At 48.9% G+C, this 23,568-nt stretch carries 22 protein-coding genes; 13 read left to right on the top strand and 9 right to left on the bottom strand.

What is annotated here, in order from left to right:
- Positions 1–31: 31 nt before the first annotated feature.
- Together ectB and ectA are read right to left on the bottom strand one after the other, a co-directional pair.
- Positions 32–1,351: a diaminobutyrate--2-oxoglutarate transaminase gene (gene ectB / locus FJM67_RS10495; RefSeq protein ID WP_140589089.1), complete on the bottom strand. Its 1,320-nt coding sequence runs from the start codon at positions 1,349–1,351 to the stop codon at positions 32–34.
- Positions 1,352–1,397: 46 nt separating this feature from the next.
- Positions 1,398–1,880, bottom strand: coding sequence for a diaminobutyrate acetyltransferase (ectA, locus tag FJM67_RS10500; RefSeq protein WP_140589091.1), 483 nt, complete (start codon positions 1,878–1,880; stop codon positions 1,398–1,400).
- Positions 1,881–2,414: 534 nt separating this feature from the next.
- Between ectA and FJM67_RS10505 the strand changes: the two genes are divergently transcribed.
- Positions 2,415–3,761, top strand: a complete 1,347-nt coding sequence (locus tag FJM67_RS10505; protein WP_140589092.1) for a sodium-dependent transporter — start codon at positions 2,415–2,417, stop codon at positions 3,759–3,761.
- Positions 3,762–3,811: 50 nt separating this feature from the next.
- Here the strand turns inward: FJM67_RS10505 and FJM67_RS10510 are convergent, their stop codons facing one another.
- Positions 3,812–4,042: a DUF2061 domain-containing protein gene (locus FJM67_RS10510; RefSeq protein ID WP_140589094.1), complete on the bottom strand. Its 231-nt coding sequence runs from the start codon at positions 4,040–4,042 to the stop codon at positions 3,812–3,814.
- Between the two features lie 178 nt (positions 4,043–4,220).
- On the opposite strand from FJM67_RS10510, the gene FJM67_RS10515 reads away from it, so the two are divergent.
- The 9 genes from FJM67_RS10515 to FJM67_RS10555 all read left to right on the top strand — a co-directional run bounded on the left by FJM67_RS10515 (position 4,221) and on the right by FJM67_RS10555 (position 13,496).
- The gene (locus FJM67_RS10515) at positions 4,221–5,198 is read left to right on the top strand and encodes an NAD(P)/FAD-dependent oxidoreductase (RefSeq protein ID WP_140589096.1); all 978 of its coding nucleotides are present in this window, start codon (positions 4,221–4,223) and stop codon (positions 5,196–5,198) included.
- A gap of 18 nt (positions 5,199–5,216) precedes the next feature.
- Entirely contained in the window at positions 5,217–6,194 is a 978-nt protein-coding gene (locus FJM67_RS10520; RefSeq protein ID WP_140589098.1) for a YbgA family protein, read from the top strand.
- 5 nt (positions 6,195–6,199) lie between these two features.
- On the top strand, positions 6,200–7,591 hold the full coding sequence (locus FJM67_RS10525) for a cryptochrome/photolyase family protein (protein WP_140589100.1): 1,392 nt from the start codon (positions 6,200–6,202) through the stop codon (positions 7,589–7,591).
- Positions 7,592–7,705: 114 nt separating this feature from the next.
- On the top strand, positions 7,706–8,185 hold the full coding sequence (locus FJM67_RS10530) for a MarR family winged helix-turn-helix transcriptional regulator (RefSeq protein ID WP_140589101.1): 480 nt from the start codon (positions 7,706–7,708) through the stop codon (positions 8,183–8,185).
- Between the two features lie 237 nt (positions 8,186–8,422).
- The gene (locus FJM67_RS10535; protein WP_140589103.1) at positions 8,423–9,421 is read left to right on the top strand and encodes an ABC transporter substrate-binding protein; all 999 of its coding nucleotides are present in this window, start codon (positions 8,423–8,425) and stop codon (positions 9,419–9,421) included.
- 82 nt (positions 9,422–9,503) lie between these two features.
- Complete coding sequence (locus tag FJM67_RS10540; RefSeq protein ID WP_140589105.1) at positions 9,504–10,403, top strand: ABC transporter permease; 900 nt, start codon at positions 9,504–9,506, stop codon at positions 10,401–10,403.
- Positions 10,396–11,580 (top strand): quaternary amine ABC transporter ATP-binding protein, encoded by a 1,185-nt coding sequence (locus tag FJM67_RS10545; RefSeq protein ID WP_140589106.1) that lies wholly within the window; start codon positions 10,396–10,398, stop codon positions 11,578–11,580. Before FJM67_RS10540 ends, FJM67_RS10545 begins: the two co-directional genes overlap by 8 nt.
- 106 nt (positions 11,581–11,686) lie before the next feature.
- Positions 11,687–12,937 (top strand): ATP-binding protein, encoded by a 1,251-nt coding sequence (locus FJM67_RS10550; RefSeq protein WP_140589108.1) that lies wholly within the window; start codon positions 11,687–11,689, stop codon positions 12,935–12,937.
- 13 nt (positions 12,938–12,950) lie between these two features.
- Complete coding sequence (locus FJM67_RS10555) at positions 12,951–13,496, top strand: response regulator transcription factor (protein ID WP_140589110.1); 546 nt, start codon at positions 12,951–12,953, stop codon at positions 13,494–13,496.
- 68 nt (positions 13,497–13,564) lie between these two features.
- Here the strand turns inward: FJM67_RS10555 and dapB are convergent, their stop codons facing one another.
- From dapB to pomA, 3 genes are all read right to left on the bottom strand, one after another.
- A complete protein-coding gene (dapB, locus tag FJM67_RS10560) occupies positions 13,565–14,365 on the bottom strand; it encodes a 4-hydroxy-tetrahydrodipicolinate reductase (RefSeq protein ID WP_140589112.1) in 801 nt (266 codons plus the stop codon).
- Positions 14,366–14,482: 117 nt separating this feature from the next.
- Positions 14,483–15,490, bottom strand: coding sequence for a flagellar motor protein MotB (locus FJM67_RS10565; protein ID WP_140589113.1), 1,008 nt, complete (start codon positions 15,488–15,490; stop codon positions 14,483–14,485).
- A gap of 57 nt (positions 15,491–15,547) precedes the next feature.
- Positions 15,548–16,303 (bottom strand): flagellar motor protein PomA, encoded by a 756-nt coding sequence (gene pomA, locus FJM67_RS10570; RefSeq protein WP_140589115.1) that lies wholly within the window; start codon positions 16,301–16,303, stop codon positions 15,548–15,550.
- A 175-nt stretch (positions 16,304–16,478) separates the two neighbouring features.
- Here pomA and xseB point away from each other — a divergent pair, with 175 nt between their 5' ends.
- The 3 genes from xseB to dxs are packed head-to-tail and all read left to right on the top strand — an operon-like array spanning position 16,479 to position 19,535.
- Positions 16,479–16,718 (top strand): exodeoxyribonuclease VII small subunit, encoded by a 240-nt coding sequence (xseB, locus tag FJM67_RS10575; RefSeq protein ID WP_140589117.1) that lies wholly within the window; start codon positions 16,479–16,481, stop codon positions 16,716–16,718.
- The gene (ispA, locus tag FJM67_RS10580) at positions 16,718–17,599 is read left to right on the top strand and encodes a (2E,6E)-farnesyl diphosphate synthase (protein ID WP_140589118.1); all 882 of its coding nucleotides are present in this window, start codon (positions 16,718–16,720) and stop codon (positions 17,597–17,599) included. Before xseB ends, ispA begins: the two co-directional genes overlap by 1 nt.
- 49 nt (positions 17,600–17,648) lie before the next feature.
- A complete protein-coding gene (dxs, locus tag FJM67_RS10585) occupies positions 17,649–19,535 on the top strand; it encodes a 1-deoxy-D-xylulose-5-phosphate synthase (protein WP_140589120.1) in 1,887 nt (628 codons plus the stop codon).
- Here dxs and FJM67_RS10590 read toward each other — a convergent pair.
- The 3 genes from FJM67_RS10590 to lysS all read right to left on the bottom strand — a co-directional run bounded on the left by FJM67_RS10590 (position 19,532) and on the right by lysS (position 23,557).
- Positions 19,532–20,443 (bottom strand): LysR family transcriptional regulator, encoded by a 912-nt coding sequence (locus FJM67_RS10590; protein ID WP_328591930.1) that lies wholly within the window; start codon positions 20,441–20,443, stop codon positions 19,532–19,534. The two genes, dxs and FJM67_RS10590, sit on opposite strands and share 4 nt — an antisense overlap.
- Positions 20,444–20,889: 446 nt before the next feature.
- Positions 20,890–21,939 (bottom strand): histidinol-phosphate transaminase, encoded by a 1,050-nt coding sequence (hisC, locus tag FJM67_RS10595; protein WP_140589124.1) that lies wholly within the window; start codon positions 21,937–21,939, stop codon positions 20,890–20,892.
- 115 nt (positions 21,940–22,054) lie between these two features.
- On the bottom strand, positions 22,055–23,557 hold the full coding sequence (lysS, locus tag FJM67_RS10600) for a lysine--tRNA ligase (RefSeq protein ID WP_140589126.1): 1,503 nt from the start codon (positions 23,555–23,557) through the stop codon (positions 22,055–22,057).
- Positions 23,558–23,568: the final 11 nt, after the last annotated feature.

Raw genomic sequence — 23,568 nt, forward strand, 5'->3', positions numbered from 1 at the left:
GGGTAAGTGCCCGAGCGTAAGCTTGGAGCACTCACAGCCGGGAACACTGTTCGCCCGGCGATATGGAATATTTTTCCATACAACTAGGAACGGTATCTTCACCCTTACACACTAAGCGGATGGCACTTTCGACAATATCCAGACCGTGACGTAATTCGTCATCACTAATCGTGAGCGGACAGAGGAATTTCACCACCTGATCGTCGGCACCAGAGGTTTCAATAATAAGATTATGCTTGAAACACTCTCGGGTAATCTTCGACGCCAGCTCACCACTGATGCAGTTAATACCACGCATCATGCCACGGCCACGCACACTGAAATTGCCCTCGCCTAACTCTGCCGCCATGTCATTCAAACGAGCTTCGATATACGCGCCTTTGCGTTGAATTTCTTTGGCGAAACTATCATCTCGCCAGTAGGTTTCGAGGGCGACTTTGGCGGTGACAAAGGCAAGGTTATTACCACGGAAGGTGCCGTTATGCTCGCCTGGTTTCCATTGGTCTAACTCTGGGCGGAAGAGTACCACAGCAAAAGGTAAGCCATAGCCACTTAAGGATTTGGACATGGTGACAATATCTGGGTTAATTCCAGCCGGTTCAAAGCTAAAAAAGGTACCGGTACGGCCACAACCCGCTTGGATATCGTCCACTATTAATAGGATTTCATGTTTTTTACACACCAATTCGAGGTTTTTCAGCCACGACATGCTAGCAGCGTTGATTCCCCCCTCTCCTTGCACGGTCTCTACTAAGACTGCCGCTGGGTGATCAACACCGCTGGAGGAGTCAGACAGCACTTTATCCAAGTACTCGGTGGTCTCGATACCATCCCCCAAATAACCATCAAATGGCACCCGACTGATACCACCAAGGCCAGTCCCTGCAGCCCCGCGGTGGTGAGAATTACCTGTAGCGGCCAAAGCACCTAAGCTACAACCATGGAAACCGTTAGTGAAGGTGATGATGTTTTCACGGCCAGTGACATTACGCGCCAATTTCATCGCCGCTTCCACCGCATTGGTTCCCGTGGGACCGGTGAACTGCATCACGTATTCCAATCCCCGCGGCTCTAGGATGTATTGCTTGAATGCCTCAAGAAACTCCCCCTTTGCCTTAGTATGCAGATCCAAGCCGTGGGTAATGCCGTCGTCCATGATGTATTCCACCAACTTTTTCTTTAACACTGGATTGTTGTGACCGTAGTTCAAAGTGCCAGCGCCAGCTAGAAAATCCAGATAGCGATTACCTTCTTCATCAAACAGGTAGGAACCCTGAGCTTTGTTAAAAACACGTGGGAAAGCGCGGGCATAGGATTGCACTTCAGATTCAATTTCTTCAAAAATTTTCATAGTAAATTTCTCTCAATCAAATAATGGGGAATAGCGGTAGTGTGGATTAGGACAGTGGCCCGATACGAACTAAGTACTCACTGTCATGGCGGTCGTGAAAGTGGACTTGTCGTTCAAACCAGAGCTCTGAATGTAATGGGGCATTCAAATCTTTGGCTAAGCGCTCGAATAAGCGCCAAGAGGCTTGGTTATCGCGGGTAATGGTGGTTTCTAGATAGCGTACTTCAGGGAGTTGCTCCAATTTATGATGCAGCATGCGTTTGGCGATTCCTTGGCCACGTAGCTGGCTATCTACGGCGACTTGCAACACAAACCAAGTCGGCTCATTACGCTCAGGAACCAGATAGCCGGACACAAACCCCATCAGCCTACCGTCATATTCTGCCGCCACGCCAGTGGTCGAAAAATGACTCGCTTGCAGTAAATTACAATAAACTGAATTGGTATCTAGCGGAGTGCACCGCTTTACTAACTCATTTAATTCCGGGCCATCTGTCGTTTTCGGCGCACGGAAAGACACAGCATCCATTTTATTTCGTCCTCTAATCACTTAACCCTTGTCTCAGTAGCACAGATACAACAAGGAAGATTTAAAAATCAAAACCAAGGCGACAAACCTGACTAAATAGCCAGAAAAAACAGCCAATTAATTAGTTTTATGTCTAAATATATTAAGCGTAGGAGATAATAATTCAAGCATTTATTTTGAGCTGTAATATTTCCTCCTCAAATCAGTAGCATCTATTGCATAAAAATCATCCACCAATAACCCGTCCTATATCAGTTAATTACTCGGGTTTTACTTGCATCAAGCGGGTAAAATTTGCAAAATCGCCGCCGTTTCGAATTGATCCTCTTTTGCACAATCTGTTCTTGATAGGCAAAACAGGTGTTTGTTGTGGGAAGCACATCTGAATAGAGCTCAATTCGACCGCTGTCCAACTTTAAACATACAACCCGTGTAACCGGAGGAATGACGCTAAGCGTTGCTTACCAAGACTCCGCATTTGGTCACTTCCTTATCCAGGAGGTTGGCTTTGTTACACCTAGCTTTGAGATAACTATGCAAGAAAAACAATCAATTCATGGCTCCTGGGCGAGTCGTTGGATCTTTATCCTTGCCGCGACTGGTTCGGCGGTTGGCTTAGGTAACATCTGGAAGTTTCCCTACATCACTGGCGAGAACGGTGGTGGTGCCTTTGTACTGGTTTACTTGATCTGTATCGCCTTTGTTGGCATCCCCATCATGATCGCTGAAGTGTATGTCGGTCGTCGCGCTCGCCAAAGCCCCATTAATGCCCTCGAAACCGTAGCGGAAGAGTCTGGCAGTAGTAAGAGCTGGGGACTTATCGGTTTGATGGGAATGTTAGCCGGTGTCTTTATTTTCTCCTTCTACTCTGTGGTTGCTGGTTGGGTACTACAGTACATCCAGTTAATGGCGTCTGGTGCTTTGAACGGCATCAGTGCAGAAGAGGCTGGCAATACCTTTAACGGCCTACTGGGTAATCCTGGCACCTTACTACTATGGCACACTGCTTTCAGTATCATGGTGATCTTCGTGGTTGCGGCTGGTGTGAATGCCGGTATTGAGCGTGCGACTCGCGTTATGATGCCAGCTCTGTTCGTCATTTTGCTGGTCTTACTTGGTTACGCCATGAGCACCGATGGTTTTGGTCAAGCATGGAGCTTCATGTTTGATTTTGACTTCAGCAAGTTGTCTTGGGATGCTGTTCTCGTTGCTATGGGCCACTCGTTCTTCACCCTTTCTTTGGGTATGGGCACTATCATGGCCTACGGCTCTTACATGCCGAAAAAGGCTTCTATCGGTTCAACCGTGCTGTCTATCGCAGCGTTGGATACCATTGTTGCCTTGATCACCGGTCTCGCGATCTTCCCAATCATTTTCTCTAACGGGATGGATCCAGCAGCAGGACCAGGTTTGATGTTTATCTCCCTACCTGTTGCCTTTGGTCAGATGGCGGGCGGCCAATTCTTTGGCTTCTTGTTCTTCGTATTGGTGGGCGTTGCCGCTTGGACTTCAGCAATCTCTTTGATGGAGCCGACAGTTGCGCACTTGGTTGAGCGCTTTGGTTGGGGCCGAACTAAAGCAACCGTGACTTTGGGTGTGCTTGTTTGGGCGCTAGGTATCGCGTGTCTTGGCTCGTTCAACTTTATGTCTGACTTCCATATCTTTGGCAAAAACACCTTTGACTTCCTTGACTACCTAACTGCTAACATTATGTTGCCTCTAGGCGGTATCTTCATCGCCGTATTTGCGGCTTGGGCTGTCAAAGCGAAATACGCCAAAGAAGAGATTCAAGTCTCTGATACAGCGTTCGCACTATGGCGTTTCGTTACCCGCTTTATTGCGCCGGTAGCCGTTGCCATTGTATTTGTGTTGAACCTGTAATACTCCCTGTGCTTCCCCCAAGACCTTCAGCCAAGTGGCTGAAGGTCTTTTTAACGTAATGCCTGACTCTCTGCTAATCCCATCATCGTATCGGCTAACTGTTGACGATCAGCCTGACTGAAGCGCTGCCAGAATTTTTCGTGGAAGTAATAGGCCACCGTGTTAATAGCAGGTTCCACCATAGCTACCAACCCACCAACCAATACATCTCCTGTAATCAAGTAAGCAACGGAAAAAGCCACAGTAAAGTGCATAGCGGCAAAGGTGATGGTTTTGATCATGATACTTTCCTCCCAAGACAAGTTATAAGTTCATCCTAGGTGGAAGTAGTTGAAATAAAAAATTAATTGATAAAATAGATCCTATAGTAATAAGCAATAAATAGAGCTGATATAGATCTCATCCAATTAACTAATTCAATCGTAAAATCAATAAATTAACCAAACCCATTGAGTCCTTATGCCGTCCCCACATTCTTCTGATATCCCGTTTTATGACTTAGTTATCATTGGCGCTGGCCTGTCTGGTTGTGCGTTCGCCGATCAGCTAAGACACACCTCTCTGTCGATACTAGTGGTCGATAAAAGTCGCGGCACCGGTGGGCGTGCTAGTAGCAAACGTTTGGAACACGGCTCCTGTGAGCTTGGTGCGGTGCAAATAAAGCTGGAACACAAAACCCTTGAAGAGTTAAAGGCAAGGTTACTCGCAAACGGAACGATCGCCCCATGGCAGCAGGGTTTTGTAGGTGTTCCCCGCATGAGTACGGTCTGCCGGGATTTACTTGGGGATACAGCCATACAAACAGGCGCTAGGATTCATCATCTTGAGCGCAATGAGCAAGGTGACTGGCTTATTCGAGATGATAACTACCACCCGATTGCCCGTTGTCGCTATTTAGTACTTGCTACACCAGCCACACAGGCGGCCATGCTACTCGCCACTACGCAAGGTCAAGCCGAGCTGTTACAAGCAGCCTACGACGCCAGTGCGCTGACAGTGCCACAATGGGCGATGTGGTTCACTATGCCGAAAAAAATCCAGCAGCCTGTGCTGCAAGAATTTGCTGATCATAGACTGTTACAACGTCTAGTTTGTGATAGCAGCAAGCCGGGGCGATCCGCCCTTGATGGTGAGCAAATTTGGGTAGCACAAACTAGGGCGGATTGGTCAAAAGCCCACCTCAATAGCCCTCGTGACACCATCAAGCAAGCTATTATCAACGGGGTACAAGATCACTTTGGCACAGAAATATTCGCTGCTGGTGAGCCACACCGCTGGCTTTTAGGGCAGCAAAGCGGCGTTGTTAGCGACCAACCCTATTTAGTCAACGATACAAAAAACCTCTGGTTAATTGGCGATTGGTTGTGTCAAGGTGATGGTGAAGGGGCGTTAGTCAGCGCCACATTCGCAGCACAAGAGTTTCTGGCCAGTCTATAACAGGAAGAGGAATAGCCGATGTACGAAACATTTCATCCTGACCAACTCGATCATAAGATACCGGTGGGCATCAGTGCCTGTCTGCTCGGGGAAAATGTGCGTTTTAATGGCGGACATAGTCGTTCCGTCTACTGTCTAGGACCATTGGCAGACTATTTCGACTACGCTCGCTTTTGCCCGGAGATGGCGGCAGGGTTCGGCACCCCAAGACCTACCCTACGCTTGGAAGGCGATCCAACGGCTCCGCGCCTAGCCTATTCCAATAAACCGGGTACTGACGTTTCCGAACACTTGATTAACGCCAACGCCACTTATCTCGCAGTGATGCCGCCGGTGGATGGCTACATTTTAATGAAGAATTCTCCAAGTTGTGGCCTCTCGCGCATCAAGGTTTACCAAGAGAATGGTCATCCCCATATGCAGCGCGTAGCAGGCTTATTTACCCAAGCCCTGCAACAGCAGTACCCCAACCTACCAGTGGAAGAAGAAGGCCGCTTACACGACCCGAATCTGCGAGAAAATTTTTTGCTGCGGGTATTTGCTCACCATGAGTTTCGCCTTACGGTGATCGAGCAACCTTCCATGAAAACCCTATTGGATTTCCATAGTCGCTATAAATACATAGTGATGGCACACAGCCAAACGGCTTATAAGGCCATTGGGCGGATGCTATCGGGCCAGGATAAGCGTCCCCTAGAGGAGCTTATCGATCTTTACTTCACCACCTTTATGACGGCACTAGGCAAACCAGCAAAACGTAAAAATCACTGCAATGTGCTGATGCATCTAGTTGGCTATTTGAAGAAAACCGTTGAGGGCAATATTCGCAATGAGATTCTCGATGTGATCGAGCAGTATCGCCGTGGCGAAGTAAATCTAGCTACTCCGGTGACCTTGTTGCATCACTACCTGAAGCTCTACGGCAGTGACTATGTACAACAGCAGCGCTATTTTGCCCCCTATCCGCGGGCTCTTGGTATTCGTAATACGGTGTAATGACGATGGCAGCAACACAGTTAGTTTGGTTACGTAATGATCTGCGTTTAGAAGATCACCCAGGGATTTATCAAGCACGGCAGCAGGGCGATATCGCTATCGTTTTCATTGCTACGATGCAGCAGTTGCAAGAACACAACGAAGCGCCCGCGAAATTGGCACTAAAGTCTGCCCTACTGCAGGATATGGCCAAACGCCTCCATGGGCTGGCCATTCCCTTACATGTTCTTGAGGCGGAGCGTTTTAGCCAATGTCCTCAGCTGTTAGTGGACTTGTGCCAACGTCATGGTTACCAACAAGTATGGTGGCAAAATGAATTACCCTTACACGAAGCCAAGCGCGATGCTACGGTAGCACAACAGCTCACTACCGCAGGAGTTGGGTGTCAGCGATTGGCTCCAGATCTGATTGTTTCTGGTCAAGTGCTAAACCAGCAGGGTACGCCCTTTAAGGTTTTCACCCCGTTTTATCGACGCTGGCTGGCTATGCTACAACAGCAATTACAAAATGCTTACCCTGCACCTGAGCCACAAACAGGCGATGTTGAACTGGCACGAATCCCCCAATGGGGTGCGGATTTACGAGAAGATTTATGGCCAACGACCCAGGAATTAATCCAGGCTCGTCTCTGGTCGTTTTGCAAAAAACGAGAAGCCAGCTACGGCGAGCAACGGGATTTACCCGCCACTCCTGGGACGAGCACCCTATCTCCTTATTTAGCACTAGGTGCCATTGGCCCACGCCAATGTCTAGATGCCTTGCGTTATTGCTGCGAAGAATCTGGTCGTGCCTGGCAAGACAGTATCTGGCTCAAAGAAATGGCTTGGCGTGATTTTTATCGGCAGTTAATGGGCTTCTTCCCAGAGTTATCTCGCTTGGAGCCATTCAAGCCGGAAACCAACGCCGTACAGTGGCGCGATGATGAAGCCGGCTTTCAAGCATGGTGCGAAGGCCGTACCGGCTTTCCCATCGTCGATGCTGCCATGCGCCAGTTGAATCAAACCGGCTGGATGCATAATAGACTACGTATGATTGCCGCCAGTTTCTTGACGAAATTGCTACTGATTGACTGGCGCAAGGGCGAAGCTTATTTCATGTCCAAGCTAATCGACGGGGAATTTGCCGCCAATAATGGTGGCTGGCAATGGAGCGCTTCCACTGGCTGTGATGCCGTACCCTATTTCCGTGTATTTAACCCCCTACGCCAATCTGAAAAATTTGACCCAGCAGGAGATTTTATCCGTCGCTTTGTTCCTGAACTGCAAAGATTAGACAGCAAACAAATTCATGACCCGAGTGAGCGGTTACGACAAGTCTGTCAATACCCAACCCCAATTGTGGATTATAAAAGTGCCCGTCAGCGCGCCATCGATGCATTCGCGTCACTTAAGTCATGATTTCGCCTTTCAGCTCGAATCAAAAGAGCTGAAATGATTTGAACACAAGATAGAATTGCCTATAATGCGCGGCAAACCTAATGACTTAACTTTTAACCTGGCTGTCACTTTTTTATGACCGAAACTCCTCATCTACACGACGTACTGGTGCATTTGCGACGTATCATTCGCGCCACTGATCTGCAGTCCAAACGCGTCGTCAAAGCCTGTGGTTTGACTATTCCACAGATTATGGTGTTGCGTTCTATCGAGGAGCTGGGCGATGTTACCGTACGCCGTATTTCCGGCAATGTCTCCCTCAGTCAAGCGACAGTAACCACTATCCTGAACCGTTTAGAGGAGCGCGGCTTAGTCGAGCGGGTTCGCGCACAACGGGATAAACGTATTGTTAATGCACGTTTAACCGAATCTGGACGTGAGATTCTTGCTACCACGCCACCGCTATTACACGAAAAATTCATTACCGAATTTGAAGCCTTAGCGGGCTGGGAACAAACGCAAATCTTGTCTTCGTTACAGCGTGTTGCCGTGATGATGGATGCTGAAAACTTAGATGCAGCACCATTGCTCGATATTAATTCCCCCGATCTATGATCTAAAAACGACATACCTAAAGAGCCCATCTGGGCTCTTTTTTTTGCCCTATCTCCTCTGAAAGCCATACTCAGACTGGGTCTTGCCTTACATTTTGTGACTTATCGCTACAAGAATACTGCTATCTTGTGTAAATTTTTGAGTTATACCTATTTGATAACAAACATTTAGATGTGTAAATTAAATAGAGATAACACATTTGATATCACCTACAACAACGAACAAAAGGAACTCCCCATGCTGAAGAAAACACTTCTCGCCAGCACAATTGCCTTAACGTCACTTTCTGCTGCAGCGGCCGATTGTGGCAAAGTGACTATCGCTGATATGAACTGGAACTCTGCCACACTGATGGCGAATGTGGATGCCTTTATCCTGAAACATGGCTTTGGCTGTGATACAGAAATCGTCCCCGGTGACACCATGCCTACGGGCACCTCTATGATTGAGAAAGGCGAGCCGGACATTGCTCCGGAAATGTGGACGAACTCCATGAAAGCGGCCCTAGAACGGGGCGCAGAGGAAGGTCGTTTGCGTATTGCTGGCAAATCCCTATCAGACGGTGGTGAAGAAGGTTTTTGGGTACCCCAATACCTAGTAGATCAATACCCCGAAATGAAAACCATCGAAGGGGTAATGCAGCATGTTGATCTGTTCTCTCACCCAGAAAATCCTGATATGGCTGGTTTCTACGGCTGTCCAGCCGGATGGAACTGCCAAATCACCGCAGCGAATCTCTTCAAGGCGCTTAAGTTAGATGAAGCAGGCTTTGATCTAGTGGATCCCGGTTCCGGTGCGGGTTTATCAGGCTCTATCGCGAAAGCATACGAACGTGAAGAGGGTTGGTTCGGCTATTACTGGGCGCCAACTGCGGTGTTAGGTAAGTACAAAATGGTGAAAGTTGACTTTGGTAGCGGTGTCGACGAAGAACACTATTTGAACTGCATCTCTAAAGACACTTGTTTAGAGCCCAAAGTGACCATGTATCCGCCTTCCCCGGTGTACTCAGTTACGACCGAGTCTTTCGCTAGCAAAGCGCCCGCTGCCTATGACTACATCACCAAGCGCTCCTTTACTAATGCTGATATGAACAGTCTGCTCGCGTGGATGGAAGAAAACCAAGCCGATGGCGCCTACGCAGCGGAGAACTTCCTCTTCGAACATGAGGACATCTGGAGCCAATGGGTAGATAGCGCTACCCAAGCCAAAATCAGCGCAGCACTAGATAACCTTTAGGTCATCCGTGCCTCCTGACGTATAACGCGTCCCACCGGTGGGACTCCCCACCGGTTGCTTTACCAGTATAGGCGAACATCCTATGGCAGAATCTTCTTGGTTAACTGAATTCCCCGATATGAGCCGGCGTGACCTGCTGGCTATCCGCAAAACACTCGATGGTATGTACCGTGACTTTTCCCGGGAATACGGGGATACCATCGAATCTTTATTTGACCCACTTTTAACTTTTTTAGTCTGGTTTGAAGACTTTCTGATTAGCACCCCGTGGTGGATCATTCTCGCCGCCATTACTGGGATTGTGTACTTGGCTACGCGCTCTTGGAAACTCAGTGTCGGGGTGATTGTCTCGATGCTACTCATCGGCTACTTCGGGATGTGGGAAGACACCATGCGCACCCTGAGTATCATTACGGTGTGTACTTTCCTATCCATTATCCTCGGTATACCTATTGGTATTTTAATGGCACGCTCCGATAGGGCTCAATCTATTGTCACTCCCCTGCTGGATATCATGCAGACTATGCCGGCCTTTGTGTATTTGATTCCGGTCGTTATGCTACTCGGTATCGGCAAAATCCCTGGGGTTATTGCGGTGGTCATTTACGCTATCCCTCCGGTGATCCGCTTAACAAACTTAGGAATTCGCCTAGTCAATAAAGAAACCCTAGAGGCCGCCACTGCCTATGGCGCTACCCCCACGCAACGCCTGTTTGGGGTACAGCTACCCTTGGCGATGCCAACTATCATGGCGGGTATCAACCAAACTATTATGATGGCACTGGCGATGGTGGTGATTGCTTCCATGATCGGTGTGAAAGGCCTCGGCCAACCGGTACTTAAATCCATTACCAACCAGTACTTCACCCTTGGCTTGCTAAATGGTTTAGCCATTGTTGCGCTCGCTATTATTTTTGACCGAGTGTCACAGACCTATGCGAAACGCTCACAACGTCACTTAGAAGGAGGCGATCATGGCTAATACGGAAACTACCCCATTGATTGCTATCGAAGGTTTGTACCAAATCTTCGGCGATGACGCAGCAAAAGTGCTACCCAAGGTAAAAGCAGGTGCGAGTAAAGAAGACATCTTGGCAGAGACGGGCCATACAGTGGGTCTGCAAGACATCAACTTGACCGTAGAACGAGGAGAAATCTTCGTCATTATGGGGCTTTCTGGCTCCGGCAAGTCTACCCTAATTCGTCACTTCAACCGTCTTATCGACCCCACAGCGGGGGAAATCAAGGTAGAAGGTCATGACATTATGACCTTGTCACTAAAGGAATTAACTGAGTTTCGTCGCCACAAAATGTCGATGGTATTTCAACACTTTGGCCTTATGCCCCACCGCACCGTAATTGAAAACGTGGGATACGGCTTGGCGATTAAGGGAATGAAAAGACCAGAGTGGGAACCGAAAGCTATCGAATGGTTACAGACAGTGGGACTTGCTGGGTACGAAGAACAATACCCATCCCAGCTATCCGGCGGCCAACAGCAGCGTGTTGGTTTGGCTCGTGCCCTGTGTACTGACGCCGAGATTTTGCTGATGGATGAAGCTTTTTCCGCCCTTGATCCATTAATTCGCTTTGAAATGCAAACTCAGCTAATCGACCTGCAAGAGAACCTACACAAAACCATTATCTTTATTACTCACGATTTGGATGAAGCCTTACGTTTAGGGGATCGTATCGCCGTTTTGAAAGACGGTAAGCTGGTTCAAGTAGGCAAGCCCGTTGATATCATCCTTAACCCGGCGGATGAATACGTCCGAGCCTTCGCCAAGGACGTGAACCGTGCCAAAGCCCTACGGGTGAAAAACATCATGGCGGAAGCAGTCAATCTATGTGAGGGCGATACTCTGGGAGCAGTGCGCTCGCAAATTAGTGACCCAGAACAGCCGATTATCTGGCTACAGCAAGGTGTCTATCGAGGCGTTCTACCCGTATCAGCCTTGGCCGGAAATGATGAGTCAGCAATTAACGAAGCGGATCTGCTCACCACCGCCGCACTTCCCCACAAAGCGGCTTTGCAAGCTGCCTTACCAGTTATGCTAAGCGAGCACCATTCGCTACCTGTCCTGAATAAGGAGAACAAAGTGGTAGGACTTTTGAGCCATGAGGCGTTAGCCTCGGCATTAACCGTTCCAGAAGTTTAATCTACTTTCTAGGCGTGTTGTGACTTTCCCCCATGACACGCTTCTCTTCTTTTCTCAGTGAGATCTGTTTACCATGCGGTTATCTAATTTTTTCTGAGAGCCCCCCATGGTCAACCCGGCATTGGAACCTCGACATAACTGGCGTTTGCTACTGCAACTGCGCACCATCACCATTGTCGGTCAAGCAGCGGCAGCTTTTGCCTTATTCTCTTTGTTCGAAAATACACCGGCGCTACCTTTTATTGCGGCGATCATCGCCATTTATGCGCTAATCAACGGCTTACTTTGGATCCAACTGCGCAATCCTGAACTGCCGGGACATCGCTCCTACTTTATGCAGTTGCTCTTGGATTTAATGCAGTTTTCCTTCCTGTTTTACTTTGCTGGCGGTATCAACAATCCCTTTGTTTATTATTACTTAGTCCCGATTGCCATCGCCGCGGTAGTGTTACCGATTCGCTACGCTATGGTACTGACCGGGACAACCATTGTTAGTTATAGCCTATTGATTTACTGGCACTTGCCATTACCTAGCTATAATGATCAGATTCTTCAGGTCACCCTTTCCCAATGGGCACGATGGATTAACTTTGTGGTATGTAGTGCGTTTATTTGCTGCTTCCTCAACCATATGGTGACTTACGTGCGCCAGCAACAAGAATGGTTGTCCACCAACCGGGAACAGTTACTACAGGACGAACAAATTCTCGCCATTGCCACCTATGCGGCTGGTACGGCTCATGAATTGGGTACACCGATTACCAGCGCTCAACTTATCTGCGAAGAGCTGCTGGCAGATCTACCGCCGGAATCCACCCAATCTGAAGATGTAAAAGCCATCAGCCAGCAATTGAGTATTTGCTCGCAAACCCTAAGAAAGCTCGCACAAAAAGCTAAGCTCACCGGTGAATGGGAAAGCACCTTCATCAATGTCAGTAACTACATGGACGGTATTATTGATAACTGGCACTTGCTACGCGCTCAGGTTACGTCAGAACTGCATGTACAAAAGGGCAATGCTCCCACCATCAAAGTTGACCCAACGCTGGATCAAGCATTAATTAACCTACTCAATAATGCCGCGGATGCGAACCCCAAACAGATTCGTATTGATCTGTCTTGGACCGCTTCCCATGTCAACATCACCATTTATGATCGGGGCCCCGGCATTCCCCAGCGGGTACTAGAGCGTCTAGGCCAAACCGTGACCACCAGCAAAGATGGTATGGGCATTGGCTTCTTTCTATCTAATGCTTCAGTTGCGCGACTCGGCGGCACGGTCGCCTTGTATCCACTGGAGCTTGGTGGCACCATGACCCAAATTGTTTTACCCATTCATTACGCCAATCAGGTTTAGAAGTAGTCACCTTATGAGCGAACGTTTATTGATCGTCGACGATGACGAAGTACTCACCCGAACTCTAAAGCGGGCCATGGAGCGACGGGGCCTGACCGTAGCGATCGCCCGTAATCGCGCCGAAGTCATCGAGCAATTGAATCAAGCAAGGTTTCGCTATGCCACCTTGGATCTACGCTTGGAGAAAGACTCAGGTTTAAACCTAATAGAACCTATGATCGCCCTGCAACCCCATCTTCATATTGTGGTTCTGACGGGTTATGCCAGCATCCCAACAACGGTTGAAGCGATAAAATTGGGAGCACAAGATTACCTATGCAAACCCGCCTCTGGAGATGAAATCTACGCGGCGCTAACCGGACAACGGGCAGAAGAAATTGAAGTACCAGATCGCCCGCTTTCGGTGGATCAGATGGAGTGGGAACATATTCAACGGGTGATGGCCGAACACGATGGTAATATTTCCGCAACGGCTCGCGCTTTGAATATGCACCGTCGCACCCTACAACGCAAGCTACAAAAGCATGCCCCCGGTATCGCGCCTGATATCAACGAATAATTTCTCCCCCCTTTAAAAACACAAAAGCCGGAACGCGGTTCCGGCTTTTAATGGGATAAGTTCAGAGCTTATTTTAGATCTAGCACATCTTGCATGTCATAAAGGCCCGCTGGTTTACCCGCTAACCAAGCTGCCGCGCGGATTGCCCCTTTCGCAAACGTCATACGACTGCTAGCCTTATGAACAATCTCGATACGCTCACCCTCAGTTGCAAACCACACACTGTGCTCGCCAACCACGTCACCGGCACGGATAGTTTCAAAGCCAATTTCTTTTTGAGTACGTGGGCCAATCTGACCCTCGCGACCATAAACGGCACACTCTTTTAAATCGCGACCTAAGGCTTCGGCAACCACTTCACCCATCCGCAACGCCGTACCAGATGGAGAATCCACTTTGTGACGGTGGTGGGCTTCTACTACTTCCACGTCGTAGTCATCGCCTAAAATCTTTGCGGCGGTAGCCAATAGCTTAAGGGTTAAATTCACACCCACGCTCATATTTGGCGCAAATACGATGGGGGTTTGCTCAGAGGCTGCTTTAAGAGCAGCTTTTTCGTCATCATTTAGGCCAGTGGTACCGACCACATGGGCTTTGCCATGGGCGACACAAAATTGAGCATTTTCAAGGGTCAAAGCCGGCGTGGTGAAGTCGATCAACACATCAAAATCGTCGACACAGTCTTTTAGGTACTCGACTGCCGAGACACCAATTTTACCCACCCCTGCAATTTCACCTGCATCGGCTCCTAACAAAGAGCTGCCAGGTTGCACAATCGCTGCGCCAAGGGTAACGCCCTCGGTTTCTGTTGCTGCTTGTACCAAAAATTTACCCATGCGCCCTGACGCGCCAATCACTGCAATCCGCATGTTAGATATCCTCTTTCTGAATTGTGGGCACCTTACCAAAAAGTACTCATAAACGCACCCAAAGGCCGAAAAAAAGCGGCACTTTGGCCGCTTTTCTATCAGTTTAATGCAACTCGGTTAGAAGATTTCGTCTGGTGCCAATTCAAAACCACCATCGCCATTAGTAAATAGATCTGCTGTATCTTCCGCACCTTGCTCAGGCTGATTAAATACTGGCGTAATCACATTGGTGCGAGCAAAGTCATTTTGACGGATCACAATTTCGACACGGCGGTTATTGGCACGATTGGCGGGGGTATCATTCGGCACTAAGGGTCTAGTATCGGCGAAACCCGTCACCGAAAAGCGGTTTTGATCCAACTGCCCGGTTGAAAATAACTCTTCCGCCACCGCAATAGCACGGGCTGATGACAACTGCCAATTGGATTTGAAACGGGGGCTATCGATTGGAATGTTATCCGTATGCCCCTCGACTGCAATCACCCCTTTAATACCGATTAATACATCGCGCACCATATCGATTACCGGGATAAAGTCATAATTTAACTCCGCCGACCCCGACTCAAATGAGCCCTTATCTTTCAAACGGATAGTAATGGTCTGCTCCTGGGTTTCGACTTCCACCGTACCCTTAGAAATTTCCTCACGCATAACCGAAGCAATCTGTTGAGCATCTTGCTCCGTTTGCTGAATCTGTTTTTCCCGCTCTAGGTCCGCTTGAGATTTATCCACAAAAGTAGACGGTGATGGCTGACCTGCTCCGTCTTGCTCGTTGAGGGAAGCAGTTTCCGGTTTACACTGTACCTCTAAGGTATTCTCTGGTACGTCATCCGCTTTTTGTCGCACCTCATTGATGGGTGTCGGCTCCGGACGACCAGGGCTAAACTCTTGGGCAATGATAGAGGTACCCATTGGAATCGCTTCCGCTGTGACTTGCTTTTGTACACCAAAAGCTTCACGCATGGAGCCAGCTAATTGCTTAAACTTCAATACGTCCATTTCCGCGAAGGACAGCAGCAACACGAAGAAACACATCAGCAACGACATTAAGTCGGCGAATGTCCCCATATACGCCGGGAGGCCCTCCACACATTCGGGGCAGTCGTTTTCGTCTTCGTCACTCATTGGTTATTCACTTCCACTAAAACTGCTGTACTACATGATGACAAGAATGGCAGAGCACTATTCGCGCTCGGTACGTTTGCTTTCGGCAAGATAGGTTTTCAATGATCCATCTAGAACTCTCGGGTTCTGACCGGCCTGAATCGCCAATAATGCGTCTAATATCATCTTTTGGCACAACAGTTCTTCATTGGCACGATTCATAAGTTTCGCTTGCAATGGCAAGCACACCATGTTCGCCAACACGGCACCATAAAGTGTGGTTAACAGCGCTAGGGCCATTGCCGGGCCGATTGCCTTTGGGTCATCCATGTTCGCGAGCATCTGCACCAGACCAACCAGCGTACCTATCATGCCCATGGCGGGTCCAACATCACCGAAGGCTTTAAACACCTTCGCACCAGCATCATGGCGAGCATAGGCTTGGTTCATATCTCGGGACATTTGCGACTTGACCACATTGCTATCATGGCCATCCACTAACATTTGGATACCTTTTGATAAAAATGGATGCCCCACTTCCTTACCCTCTAGGGACAACAAGCCGCCTTTACGAGCCTCATCAGCTAAACCAAAAATTTCATCGATAAGAGTATCTAGTGGAACGCTTTTGAACATAAAGGCTTTCGCTGCAATCTTACCAGCGCCAAGGAACTGCCCCAGTGGGTATTGCATCAATACAACAAAGGTAGAACCAATGATTACGATCAAGATGGACGCAGGGTCGATAAACATCCCTGCCGAACCACCAAGAAAAATCGCTATGATAACGATGGCAAATGAGCCGACCAGACCAAGTAACGTAGCGATATCCACACACGTCTCCTACCAAAAAAGCTATAATGCGTCCGAGTTTGCCTAATTTTAAACGAAGAAACCATCCACCGCTTGATTGAACCCGTATTATTTTACAAGCAAGCGTGACTTCTCTCGTAGATTGTCGCAAATTCTGTTAAAAAATGTAGCATTATATTAGCCAAAGCAGGTATTCATGTCTCGTAAAAGCAGTGTCCGTCAGTTTGAAGACAACATCACTGAGCTGGAAACCATTGTCGCGCAACTGGAATCCAACGAATTGTCCTTAGAAGATGCGCTGAAAGCCTTCGAAAAAGGGATTAAACTCAGCCACGATTGCCAACAGGTACTTACCCAAGCAGAACAAAAAGTGCAGATTCTGCTCGAAAAAAACGATGGGGAGCGCCTCGAACCTTTTGACCCGGAAGCAAACTAGTGAACCTAGAGCAATTTTCGTCGTATGCTCGTAATCGCGTTGATCAGCATTTAGAACATACTCTAAGCCCATACTCCCATGCGGATGGCCTCCATGCTGCCATGCGTTATAGCCTCTTCAATGGCGGCAAACGGGTTCGCCCAATGCTGGTTTATGCCACCGCCTCGTTGTTTGGTGACGCCAACCCGCTGACCGATGCTTGTGCCGCGGCTATCGAAGCCATCCACGCCTACTCCCTAGTGCATGACGACCTTCCAGCCATGGATGATGATGACCTACGACGCGGCAAACCCACTTGTCATATACAGTTTGACGAGGCCACTGCTATCCTTGCGGGAGACGCTCTGCAAACCTTTGCGTTTGAGCTTATCAGTGCCGAAGGCTTAGGGGACGCTACTCTGCAATTACGCTTGGTCAAAGAATTGGCCCAAGCCTCTGGTCGTTTCGGCATGGTCACTGGACAAATGATTGACCTGAGCAATGTGGGGCTTGATATGCTGGTGGCGGATCTGGAAACCATGCATCGCCACAAAACCGGAGCATTGATCCGTGCTAGTGTGCGCATGGGTGCCCTGAGTGTCGGCATGACTAACGAAGATACTTTGACCAAGCTCGACCAATACGCTGCTGCCATTGGACTTGCCTTTCAAGTGCAAGACGATATTTTGGACATTATCAGTGACACGGCCACATTGGGGAAAACCCAATTTGCCGATGAGCATGCCAATAAACCCACCTATCCAAAACTTTTGGGTCTGGAAGGCGCTAAAACCTTGGCACAATCACTTACCGACCAAGCAATTAGCTCAATTGAGACATTTGGTGAGCCCGCACAGCCACTTGTCGAGTTAGCTAACTATATTATTGGGCGCAACCACTGATATACTAGCGCGCTTGAAAAACACAGAATGAGTTGACCTAACGGTGCCAATGTTCGAAACCATACCAACAACCCGCCCGGAAACCCCGCTTCTGGATGCCATTAACGCGCCTGCTGATTTACGGGCTCTGGATAAGCAGCAATTGCCCCAGCTCGTAAGAGAGCTTAGGGAGTTTATGCTGTATAGCGTCGGTCAGACAGGTGGACATTTCGGTGCTGGCCTCGGAGTTGTCGAACTCACCGTTGCTCTGCATTATCTCTACAACACCCCAGAAGATCGCATTGTTTGGGATGTAGGCCACCAAGCGTACCCCCATAAAATTCTTACTGGCCGCCGGGAAGCACTGCTAACAATCCGTCAAGAGAATGGGATTTCTGGTTTTCCAAAACGGGAAGAAAGCGAATACGACACCTTTGGCGTGGGTCACTCTAGTACATCTATCGGTGCTGCCCTAGGCATGTCGTTAGCAGCCCGAGCACTTGGTACTAACCGCAAAGCGGTCGCCGTTATTGGCGATGGGGCTATGTCCGCTGGTATGGCGTTCGAGGCACTCAATCATGCCGGTGACGTAGAAGCCGATATGCTGGTGATTCTAAATGACAACGAAATGTCTATTTCCAAACCGGTTGGCGCTCTATCAAGCTATTTTGCCCGCATCTGGGCCAGTAAAACCTACGCCAACCTACGGGAAGGTGGTCGTAAAGTATTCTCCGGTTTACCGTCGGCGCTAGAATTAGCGCGCAAAGCTGAAGAACACATGAAAGGTATGGTGGCCCCCGGCACCCTGTTTGAAGAACTAGGCTTCAACTATATCGGCCCCATTGATGGCCATGATATGGAGCTACTCCTAACCACTTTGTCGAATCTGAAAGATCGCAAAGGGCCGCAGTTTTTACATGTCATTACTAAAAAAGGTAAAGGCTTTGAGCCTGCTGAAGGGGACCCAATTGGCTATCACGCCATCAATAAAGTGGAGCCTGAATCCGAGCCAGTTACCAAAGAAAAGCAGCCGAGCCTGCCGAAATACAGCAATATTTTTGGTCAGTGGGTATGCGATGCCGCCGAGCAAGATCCGCGCTTAGTCGCTATCACCCCAGCAATGAAAGAAGGCTCAGATTTAATTGCTTTTGCGGAGCGTTTTCCTAAGCGCTACTTCGATGTGGCAATCGCGGAACAGCACGCGGTCACCTTGGCGGCAGGAATGGCTTGTGATGGTTTAAAACCGGTTGTCGCCATTTACTCGACCTTCCTACAACGTGCCTACGACCAGCTAATCCATGATGTGGCTCTACAAAATCTGGACGTATTGTTTGCCATCGACCGTGCCGGATTAGTCGGTGAAGATGGACCCACCCACGCCGGTGCCTATGATTTAAGCTATATGCGCTGCATTCCAAAGATGGTGATTATGACCCCATCGGACGAAGACGAATGCCGCAAGCTACTTCACACCGGCTATGAGTACAAAGGCCCCGCTGCAGTGCGCTATCCACGAGGTACAGGTCGGGGGATCGCTATTGAACCGACCCTCGAAACCATCGAAATTGGTAAATCTCGAATTCTGCGCACCGGTAGTTCTGGCATTGTTATCTGCGGCTTTGGTCGCCCAACCTATGACGCGCTACTGGCCGCGGATAAGCTAGATGCAACCTTGCTTGATATGCGTTTTGTGAAACCCATCGATGAGCAGGCACTACTTTCGCACCGGGACGCTAAGCTGTTTGTCACGGTAGAAGAAAATGCCATTATGGGTGGTGCTGGCTCTGCGGTGAGTGAGTTCTTACTTGCAAATCATATCCAAGTGCCAGTACTCCAGTTAGGTTTACCTGATCGCTATGAAGAGCATGCCAGTCACGGTGCGATGCTAAAACGGGTCGGTCTAGATGCAGATGGTATTCTTAAGGCAATCAAAGGAAAGCTAGAACAGCTAAACTAGTGTTCTAGCAGCCATTTCGCGATCACATCAAATACTTGGCGCAAGCGGGGGTTGGTATGCAACTCCCGATGAGTCACCAGCCATAAAGGTATGGTCATAGGCGGCCCAAAATGCTCAAACGCTTTTACTAAGCCTGTCTGTTCACCAATCTTTTCTGGGAAAAAGCCTAGCCCAGCACCTCGTTTCACTAGCTGCCATTGCAAGCCTTGAAATAGAGTCACAATCGGAAAATTCTGCTGAGTTAATTGCCAACCTTGCACCGCTAGCTGCTCGATTAGCCTCCCGCCTCGCTCAAAGCCAATAATTTCTACCGCGCCAACTTGATCTGGCCTAGCCGGCAAGCCATAGGATTCCACCAGTTCCTTGGTGCCATAAAACCAAATCGGCTCATCGGCAATTTTACGGGTAATCAGATCCGGCTCTTGAGGGCGAAAACTACGCAGTGCAATATCACTTTCACGACGCTTTAAGTCACTAACCTGATTGCTCACCTGCACATCGATTTGCACATGGGGGAGCACCTGACGTAAATGCACCAGCAAATCTGGCAGACGAAACAGGGCGTCAATCTCGCTCACGGACAAAGTCACCGGGGATTCGGTAGCCGTCGTTAGTCCAGCAATGGCCAAAGCCACTTGCTCCGCGTTAGCTGACATAGGACGAGCAAATCTTAGCAAATGCTCACCACTGGCTGTTAATACCAAACCGGTGCTTAGACGTTCGAACAAAGTCACCCCTAAATGCTGCTCTAGGGCGTAGATTTGTCGACTCAAGGTGGGTTGCGTTACGCCCAGCCGCAAGGCTGCTTGCGAAAATGATCCCGCATCGGCACACATTATAAAGGCTTGCAGCCCGTTCCAGTCTAGTGTGTTCAGTGTCTGTCTCCCGGCTATTGGTTTAACAGCTATCCAAGCCTTGCCAGATTAATCAAAATTAACAACATTGGGAGTAGCCCCTCATGCAATTCGGACACTCCTCCGTGTACGGTTGCCATCTTCCCCCGCGCCCAAATAGGATCAGGGCTTACTATAGTATTTCACACGCTTCCTCGGTGGATTTCCTGCGTTTCTTCGGCGCTGACGGTCGAGGTACGAGACAATACGCAAGCCGAAGGAATTGCAGGAAAGCCGCCTGCGCAACCGGGCAACGCGCTGCACCCACACCCCATTTGGACGCTCCTCCGTGTACGGTTGCCATCTTCCCCCGCGCCCAAATGGGATCTGGGCTTACTTTAGTATTTCACACACTTCCACGGTGGATTTCCTGCGTTGCTTCGGCGCTGACGGTCGAGGCACGAGACAATACGCAAGCCGAAGGAATTGCAGGAAAGCCACACCTCTAATTGAAGGACGCGCTACAATGCTGCGATTAGCGCAGCCATTTCCTCGTCAGTACCGATGGTAATGCGCAGATAGTCCCCAATACGAGGCTTTTTACCAAAGTAACGTACCAAAATCCCCTGCTCCTTCAAACTCAAGTATAGGGACTCCGCATCCCGCTCTGGGTGCGTAACAAACACAAAATTCGTCGCAGAGGGCAGTACCACAAAACCAAGCTTTTCAAGCTCCGCCACCGTCCACTCCCGGGTAGCGATGGTTTTATCGCAAATCTCGGCAAGGTACTCAGCATCTTGCACCGCCGCAGTGGCACCGACTAAGGCGATACGGTCAATCGGGTAGGAATTGAACGAGTTCTTCAAGCGCTCCAAACCTTCAATCAAATCTGGGTGCCCTAGCGCGTAACCAACACGAATCCCTGCCAAAGCTCGGGATTTAGACATGGTTTGCACCACCAATAGATTTGGATACTGATTGACCAAAGTGGCGGCACTTTGGGCACCGAAATCCACATAGGCCTCATCCACCAGCACTACCACATCTTGGTTCGCATTGAGGATGTGCTCGATATCACTCAAAGGCAGGGCCTTGCCAGTAGGAGCGTTAGGGTTTGTCACCACGACACCCGATACGTCAAGGTTGTCGTAATCACTTGGCACAATATCAAAGTCATCATTTAACGGAATGATATTCGGCGTGATGCCGTACAGGTTGGCATACACCTTATAGAAACTGTACGTAATATCCGCAAACGCCAAGGGTTTGTCACCGACAAAGTAGCCCATAAAGGCCAACGCCAGCACTTCGTCAGAGCCGTTTCCTACAAATACCTGATTGGCCTGTAGACCATAGGCGTCAGCCAAGGCATTTTTCAGCATCTGACCATTTGGGTCTGGGTATAAACGTAAACGCTCTCCCACTTCGGCCTGCATCGCGGCAATAGCTTTTGGGGAAGGCGGGTAAGGACTCTCGTTGGTATTGAGTTTGATGTACTTCTTATCCTGTGGTTGTTCCCCCGGTACATATGGATCTAGGGAAGCAATTCTATCGGTCCAAAAACGGCTCATGCGCTGCTCCAATAATATGGGGGTCAGACCCCTTTTTCGCTGCATTAAAAACAAAAATAAGGCCTCGAATGAGGCCTTATTGAAACTGATAAAGTTATACCCGAACGCCTCGGTATTAGTCCAGTGGGCGCATATGAGGGAACAACAAAACATCGCGGATCGAAGGTGAGTCCGTGAATAGCATCACCAAACGGTCGATACCAATACCTTCACCTGCAGTTGGCGGTAGGCCATATTCCAACGCATTGATGTAGTCCGCATCGTAGTGCATCGCTTCATCATCACCGGCGTCTTTTTCTTCCACCTGACGACGGAAACGTTCTGCTTGGTCTTCCGAATCGTTAAGCTCCGAGAAACCATTAGCGATTTCACGGCCACCAACGAAGAACTCAAAGCGGTCAGTGATAAATGGATTATCGTCGTTACGACGTGCCAATGGGGATACTTCTGCTGGGTATTCGGTAATGAATGTTGGCTGAATTAACTTACTTTCTGCTGTTTCTTCGAAGATTTCTGTCCAAATCTTGCCCAACCCCCAAATTGGCTGCACATCAATATGCAGTTTCTTCGCTACCGCAGTCGCTTTTTCGATGGTATCCAAATCTTCGGCAGTCAACTCTGGGTTGTATTGTAAGATCGCATCCAACATGCTTAGACGAGCAAACGGCGCACCAAAGTCAAATTCTTCACCTTGGTAAGGCACGATGGTAGTACCCAATACTTGCTCCGCGATGGTTCGCAGCATGTCTTCAGTAAGATCCATCAAGTCTTTGTAATCCGCATAGGCTTGGTAGAATTCAATCATGGTGAATTCTGGGTTATGACGAGTAGAAACCCCTTCGTTACGGAAGTTACGATTGATCTCGAATACCCGCTCAAAGCCACCCACAACCAAACGCTTCAAGTAAAGCTCAGGCGCGATACGCAAGTACATGTCCATATCCATTGCATTGTGATGGGTAATAAATGGACGAGCAGATGCGCCACCTGGGATGGTCTGTAACATCGGCGTTTCTACTTCCATGAAACGGCGATCTTCAAGGAAACGACGAATGGTGGAAATAATTTTCGAACGCACTTCAAAAGTCTTACGAGAGTCCTGATTCACGATCAGATCCACGTAACGCTGACGGTAACGCATTTCCATATCCGCTAGGCCGTGGTGTTTGTCTGGCAGCGGACGCAAAGATTTTGTCAGTAGCTCAACTTGCTGCATATCCACATACAAGTCGCCTTTACCGGATTTGTGCACTGGACCAGTGACACCAATGATGTCACCCAAGTCCCAAGTTTTGATTTCCGCTAGGGTTTCTGGGCTTAGGGCTTGACGGTTAACGTAAGCCTGAATCTGACCACTCATATCCTGCAGCAACATGAAAGCACCACGGTTACGCACGATACGACCGGCAATGCTCACAACGTGGTTTTTCTGTTCTAGCTCTGGCTTTTCTAATGCCGCAAATTCCGCTTGTAGATCACCGGCGTAGGCATTACGACGAAAGGTATTCGGGAACGCATTACGCTCGGCGCGGATAGTATTCAACTTAGCACGACGTTCAGCCACTAAACGGTTGTCTTCAGCGCTTTGCAATTGCTCGGTTTGATTTTCGTTAGACATGTTCTGTTTAT

The sequence above is a fragment of the Maribrevibacterium harenarium genome, assembly GCF_006385675.1.
GTDB lineage: Bacteria > Pseudomonadota > Gammaproteobacteria > Pseudomonadales > Marinomonadaceae > Marinomonas > Marinomonas harenarium.